6 protein-coding genes are annotated in these 6509 nt (G+C 70.3%); all 6 read left to right on the forward strand.

Features of this window, described 5'->3' with window-relative positions:
* Window positions 1-6 precede the first annotated feature (6 nt).
* The gene (locus IEZ04_RS15495; RefSeq protein WP_189217421.1) at window positions 7-378 is read left to right on the forward strand and encodes a hypothetical protein; all 372 of its coding nucleotides are present in this window, start codon (window positions 7-9) and stop codon (window positions 376-378) included.
* Window positions 378-3050 (forward strand): alanine--tRNA ligase, encoded by a 2673-nt coding sequence (gene alaS / locus IEZ04_RS15500; RefSeq protein WP_189217422.1) that lies wholly within the window; start codon window positions 378-380, stop codon window positions 3048-3050. Before IEZ04_RS15495 ends, alaS begins: the two co-directional genes overlap by 1 nt.
* A gap of 12 nt (window positions 3051-3062) precedes the next feature.
* Window positions 3063-3527 carry a Holliday junction resolvase RuvX gene (gene ruvX, locus IEZ04_RS15505; RefSeq protein ID WP_189217423.1) on the forward strand — a complete coding sequence of 155 codons (465 nt, stop codon included), beginning with the start codon at window positions 3063-3065 and terminating at the stop codon, window positions 3525-3527.
* A gap of 122 nt (window positions 3528-3649) precedes the next feature.
* Window positions 3650-5329 (forward strand): endolytic transglycosylase MltG, encoded by a 1680-nt coding sequence (gene mltG, locus IEZ04_RS15510; RefSeq protein WP_189217424.1) that lies wholly within the window; start codon window positions 3650-3652, stop codon window positions 5327-5329.
* The gene (locus tag IEZ04_RS15515) at window positions 5310-6149 is read left to right on the forward strand and encodes a shikimate dehydrogenase (RefSeq protein ID WP_189217425.1); all 840 of its coding nucleotides are present in this window, start codon (window positions 5310-5312) and stop codon (window positions 6147-6149) included. Before mltG ends, IEZ04_RS15515 begins: the two co-directional genes overlap by 20 nt.
* Window positions 6150-6328: 179 nt before the next feature.
* Window positions 6329-6509 (forward strand): chorismate synthase (locus IEZ04_RS15520; protein WP_158824659.1); only part of this gene is annotated, 181 nt, incomplete at its 3' end.

A 6509-nucleotide genomic window follows, 5' to 3' on the forward strand; every position in this document is an offset into this window, starting at 1 on the left:
CCAGCGATGTTCCGTCGTACGTTCTGGTTCACCACGGGCGTCGCCGCCGGTGTGTGGGCCACCACCAAGGTCAACCGCAAGCTGAAGCAGCTGACCCCCGAGAGTCTGGCCGCGACGGCGGCCAACAAGGCGCTCGAGGCCGGGCACCGCATCAAGGAGCGCGCGGTCGACTTCGCGCTCGACGTCCGCGACGGCATGGCGCAGCGCGAGGAGGAGCTGGGCGACGCGCTCGGCCTGTACGCGCCGGTCGACCGCGACGAGCTCCCGGCAGCTCACCGGTACGCCGCCATCGAGAACCGCACCACCCCGAAGTACGTCGAAGGTTCGACGTACCGGAAGAACTCCTACAACTCGCACAACCGGAATGAGGACCACTGATGGAGTCGGCCGAAATCCGCCGCCGCTGGCTGAGCTTCTTCGAGGAGCGCGGGCACACCGTCGTGCCTTCGGCGTCGCTCATCGCGGACGACCCGACTCTGCTCCTGGTCCCCGCGGGCATGGTGCCCTTCAAGCCGTACTTCCTCGGTGAGGTCAAGCCGCCGTTCGACCGCGCCACCAGCGTGCAGAAGTGCGTGCGCACGCCCGACATCGAAGAGGTCGGCAAGACCACGCGGCACGGCACGTTCTTCCAGATGTGCGGCAACTTCTCCTTCGGCGACTACTTCAAGGAAGGCGCCATCAAGCTCGCCTGGGAGCTGCTCACCTCGCCCCAGGACAAGGGCGGCTACGGCCTGGAGCCGGAGAAGCTCTGGATCACCGTCTACCAGGACGACGACGAGGCCGAGCAGATCTGGCGCGACGTCGTCGGTGTCCCCGCCGAGCGCATCCAGCGCCTGGGCAAGAAGGACAACTTCTGGTCCATGGGCGTGCCCGGTCCGTGCGGTCCGTGTTCGGAGATCAACTACGACCGCGGCCCCGAGTTCGGCGTCGAGGGCGGCCCCGCCGTCAACGACGAGCGCTACGTGGAGATCTGGAATCTGGTCTTCATGCAGTACGAGCGTGGCGAGGGCACCGGCAAGGACGACTTCGAGATCCTCGGCGACCTGCCCAGCAAGAACATCGACACCGGTCTCGGCCTCGAACGCCTCGCCATGATTCTGCAGGGCGTGCAGAACATGTACGAGATCGACACCTCCATGGCCGTCATCAAGAAGGCCACCGAGCTGACCGGTGTCGCCTACGGCGACGCCCACGACTCGGACGTCTCCCTGCGCGTGGTCACCGACCACATGCGCACCTCCGTCATGCTCATCGGCGACGGCGTCAGCCCCGGCAACGAGGGCCGCGGCTACGTGCTGCGCCGCATCATGCGCCGTGCCATCCGCAACATGCGCCTGCTCGGTGCCACGGGTCCGGTCGTGAAGGACCTGGTCGACACCGTGATCGAGATGATGGGCCAGCAGTACCCGGAGCTCGTCACCGACCGCGAGCGCATCGAGAAGGTCGCCCTCGCCGAGGAGGCCCGCTTCCTCAAGACGCTGAACTCCGGCACCAACGTCCTGGACACCGCCGTCGCCGAGACCAAGTCCGCCGGCTCCACGGTGCTGCCCGGCGACAAGGCGTTCCTGCTCCACGACACCTGGGGCTTCCCGATCGACCTCACCCTGGAGATGGCCGCCGAGCAGGGCCTCACCGTGGACGAGGACGGCTTCCGCCGCCTGATGAAGGAGCAGCGGGAGCGCGCCAAGGCCGACGCCCAGGCCAAGAAGACCGGCCACGCCGACCTCGGCGCCTACCGCGAGATCGCCGACAGCTCCGGCGCCACCGACTTCATCGGCTACACGGACACCGAGGGCGAGTCCCGGATCGTCGGCATCCTCGTCGACGGTGTGTCCTCCCCGGCCGCCACCGAGGGCGACGAGGTCGAGATCGTCCTCGACCGCACCCCGTTCTACGCCGAGGGCGGTGGCCAGATCGGCGACACCGGCCGCATCAAGGTCGACTCCGGCGCCGTGATCGAGGTCCGCGACTGCCAGAAGCCGGTCCCGGGCGTGTACGTCCACAAGGGCGTCGTCCAGGTCGGCGAGGTCACCGTCGGTGCCTCGGCCCACGCCTCGATCGACTCCCGCCGCCGCAAGGCCATCGCCCGCGCCCACTCGGCCACCCACCTGACCCACCAGGCCCTGCGCGACGCCCTCGGCCCGACGGCCGCCCAGGCCGGCTCGGAGAACCAGCCCGGCCGCTTCCGCTTCGACTTCGGTTCCCCGTCCGCCGTCCCGACGGCCGTGATGACCGACGTCGAGCAGAAGATCAACGAGGTGCTCGCCCGCGACCTGGACGTGCACGCCGAGGTCATGGGCATCGACGAGGCCAAGAAGCAGGGTGCCATCGCCGAGTTCGGCGAGAAGTACGGCGACCGGGTGCGCGTCGTGACCATCGGCGACTTCTCCAAGGAGCTGTGCGGCGGCACGCACGTCCACAACACCGCCCAGCTCGGCCTGGTGAAGCTGCTCGGCGAGTCGTCGATCGGCTCCGGTGTGCGCCGTATCGAGGCCCTGGTCGGCGTCGACGCCTACAACTTCCTCGCCCGTGAGCACACGGTCGTCGCCCAGCTCCAGGAGCTGATCAAGGGCCGTCCGGAGGAGCTCCCGGAGAAGGTCTCCGCCATGCTCGGCAAGCTGAAGGACGCCGAGAAGGAGATCGAGAAGTTCCGCGCGGAGAAGGTCCTCCAGGCCGCCGCCGGGCTCGCCGAGTCCGCCAAGGACGTCCGCGGCGTCGCCGTCGTCACCGGGCAGGTCCCGGACGGCACGACCCCCGACGACCTGCGCAAGCTGGTCCTCGACGTGCGCGGCCGCATCCAGGGCGGCCGGGCCGCCGTGGTCGCCCTGTTCACCGTGAACAACGGCAAGCCGCTGACGGTCATCGCCACCAACGACGCCGCCCGCGACCGCGGCCTGAAGGCCGGCGACCTGGTCCGTACCGCCGCCAAGACGCTCGGCGGCGGCGGTGGCGGCAAGCCGGACGTCGCCCAGGGCGGCGGCCAGAACCCGGCCGCGATCGGCGACGCCGTCGACGCCGTCGAGCGCCTGGTCGCCGAGACCGCCAAGTAGGGACCGGACATCATGCGCAGAGGACGTCGGCTCGCGATCGACGTCGGGGACGCCCGTATCGGGGTCGCCTCGTGCGACCCCGACGGGATCCTCGCGACACCGGTGGAGACGGTTCCGGGACGCGACGTCCCGGCCGCCCAGCGCCGGCTGAGGCAGCTCGTGGAGGAGTACGAGCCCCTCGAGGTCGTCGTCGGCCTCCCTCGCTCCCTCAAGGGCGGCGAGGGCCCGGCGGCGGCCAAGGTCCGCGGCTTCGCCCAGGAACTGGCACGCGGGATCTCCCCCGTTCCGGTACGACTTCTGGACGAGAGGATGACCACAGTGACGGCCGGTCAGGGACTGCGCGCCTCGGGCGTGAAGTCCAAGAAGGGCAGGTCCGTCATCGACCAGGCCGCCGCTGTGATCATCCTTCAGCAGGCGCTCGAATCCGAACGGGTGTCAGGCAGGCCGCCGGGCGAGGGCGTCGAAGTGGTTGTCTGATCGCGATACGGTAACGTTCCGCGCGATGCGGCGGTGTTCGAACAGCCACCGCACAGAGAGAGGCGGAACGGGCGCCGGAGCACGGAGCCGGGTGACCGTCGCCTCGCGGCTCTAGGGGATCGATGACTCAGTATGGCCGGGGCCAAGGCTCCGAACCGTGGCATCCCGAGGACCCGTTGTACGGGGACGGCGGATGGGAAGGGCAGCAGGCCCAGCAGCCCTCTTACGACGGCCGGCCGCAGCACCATCCGCAGCAGCCGCAGTACGGCGACTGGGGTCATGGGCCGCAGGGCGCCTACGACCAGACGCAGCAGTCCTACCCGCAGCAGTACGAGCAGCAGCACGCGCAGTACTCCGGCCAGGGACAGCAGGAGTACCAGGGCGGCTGGAACACCGGGACACAGGGGCAGCCGCAGGTTCCGTACCCGGCCGACCCCCTGGACCCCTACGGGAACCAGGCCGGTGCGCACGGTGCCGACCAGGCCGACTTCTACGGCACCCCCGACGCGTACCCGCCGCCGGAGCCGCCGGCGCGCCGACGTGACGAGCCCGGGGACCGGCCGGAGGAGACCGGCTGGGACCCGGGGCCCGACCAGGGCGAGCAGGCCTTCTTCGCGGGCGAGGACGCCGAGGACGAGGCGGACGGCGGCCCGGACGAGCGCGCCGCACACGGTGACCGCCGGGGCCGGGGCGGCAAGGGAGCCAAGGGCAAGGGCGGGAAGAAGAGCCGCAACGGCTTCGCCTGCCTGGTGGTGGTCCTGGTCCTCGGCGGTGGTGTCGGCGGCGTCGGCTACTTCGGCTACCAGTTCTACCAGGATCGTTTCGGCGCGGCCCCGGACTACATCGGTGAGGGCACCCAGCGGACCGTGACCGTCACCATCGCCGGGGGCGCGAGCGGCTACACGATAGGGCAGGAGCTGAAGAAGGCGGACGTCGTCAAGAGCGTCGACGCCTTCGTGACCGCGCAGGCGAACAACCCCGACGGGGACAAGATCCAGGCCGGCGTCTACGTCCTCAACACGCAGATGTCCGCCGCCAACGCCGTCGCCCTGATGCTCGACCCCAAGAGCCGCAACAACCTGGTCATCGCCGAGGGCAAGCGCAACGCCGCCATATACGAGCTCATCGACGAGCGTCTCGAGGTGGACGAGGGCACCACGGCCGAGGTCGCGAAGACCGAGTGGAAGAACCTCGGCCTGCCCGGCTGGGCGATGAACCACGAGGGCGTCAGGGATCCGCTGGAAGGGTTCCTCTACCCCTCCAGCTATCCGGTGGCCAAGGGCCAGAAGCCCGAGGACGTGCTCAGGGAGATGGTGGCGCAGGCCAACGAGCAGTACGAGAAGATCGGGCTCGAGGAGCAGGCGAAGGGCCTCGGTCTCGAGGGCCCCTGGCAGCTGCTCACCGTGGCGAGCCTGGTGCAGGCCGAGGGGAAGACCCACGACGACTTCCGCAAGATGGCGGAGGTCGTCTACAACCGGCTCAAGCCCACCAACACCGAGACCAACCAGAAGCTGCAGTTCGACTCGACCTTCAACTACCTCAAGGGCCAGAGCAACATCCACGTCAGCGAGTCCGAGATCAACAGCAACACGGACGCGTACAACACCTACTACCACAGGGGTCTGCCGCCCGGACCCATCGGCAACCCCGGCGAAGAGGCTCTGAGCGCGGCGCTCGACCCCACGGACGACGGCTGGATCTACTTCGTGGCGACCGACGGCGTCAGCAAGACGGAGTTCGCCAGGACGCACGACGAGTTCCTCGAGCTGAAGGACAAGTTCAATGCCAGCGCGGGCAACTGACCGTCGCCGGGCCGCCGTCCTCGGCTCGCCGATCGCCCACTCCCTCTCTCCGGTGCTGCATCGCGCCGCCTATGCCGAGCTGGGCCTGGAGGGCTGGACGTACGACCGTTTCGACGTCGACGAGGAGGCGCTGCCGGGCTTCTTCGAACGTCTGGACCCCCGGTGGGCGGGCCTGTCGCTGACCATGCCGCTCAAGCGGGCGGTCATTCCGCTGCTCGACGGGATCAGCGAGACGGCGGCCTCCGTGGAGGCGGTGAACACCGTGGTCCTCACCGAGGACGGCCGAAGGACCGGCGACAACACCGACATCCCCGGCATGGTCGCCGCCCTGCGCGAGCACGGTGTCGAGACAGTGGAGTCCGCCGCGATCCTCGGCGCGGGCGCCACCGCCTCCTCCGCCCTGGCGGCACTCGCCCGGATCTGCACCGGCGAGGTCGTCGCCTACGTGCGCAGCGAAGCGCGCGCCGCCGAGATGCGGCAGTGGGGCGAGCGGCTCGGCGTCCCGGTACGCACCGCCGGCTGGGCGGACGCGGCCGAGGCGCTGCACGCGCCCCTGGTCGTCGCCACGACCCCGGCCGGCACGACGGACGCCCTGTCCGGCGCCGTCCCGGAGCGGCCCGCCACCCTGTTCGACGTGCTGTACGAGCCGTGGCCCACCGAACTGGCGGCGCGCTGGTCCGCGTACGGCGGTGCCGTCGTCGGCGGCCTCGACCTGCTGGTGCACCAGGCGGTGCTGCAGGTCGAGCAGATGACGGGGTGCGCGTCGGCGCCGCTGGGCGCCATGCGGAAGGCCGGGGAGGACGCGCTCGCCAGGCGCTGAGCGCCGGCCCGGCCCGCTGTCGTCCCGTCTGCTGGACCTCCGGCCGGTCGAGCTGCCCGGACGTGGGAGGATCGTCCACGGCGGGCCAGGGCCGCGCACCCGGTCACGCCGTTGCCGTACGCGAGGAAGCGTCTACACCGAGGCATCCGCAGAACCGGGCGCGAGCAGGAGGAGCACCGTTGAGCAGGCTGCGCTGGCTGACCGCGGGGGAGTCCCACGGTCCCGCACTCGTCGCGACGCTGGAGGGGCTCCCCGCCGGCGTACCGATCACCACCGACATGGTGGCGGACCACCTCGCCCGGCGCCGGCTCGGCTACGGGCGCGGCGCCCGGATGAAGTTCGAGCGGGACGAGGTCACCT

It is taken from the genome of Streptomyces ruber, from assembly GCF_014648075.1.
Lineage (GTDB): Bacteria > Actinomycetota > Actinomycetes > Streptomycetales > Streptomycetaceae > Streptomyces > Streptomyces ruber.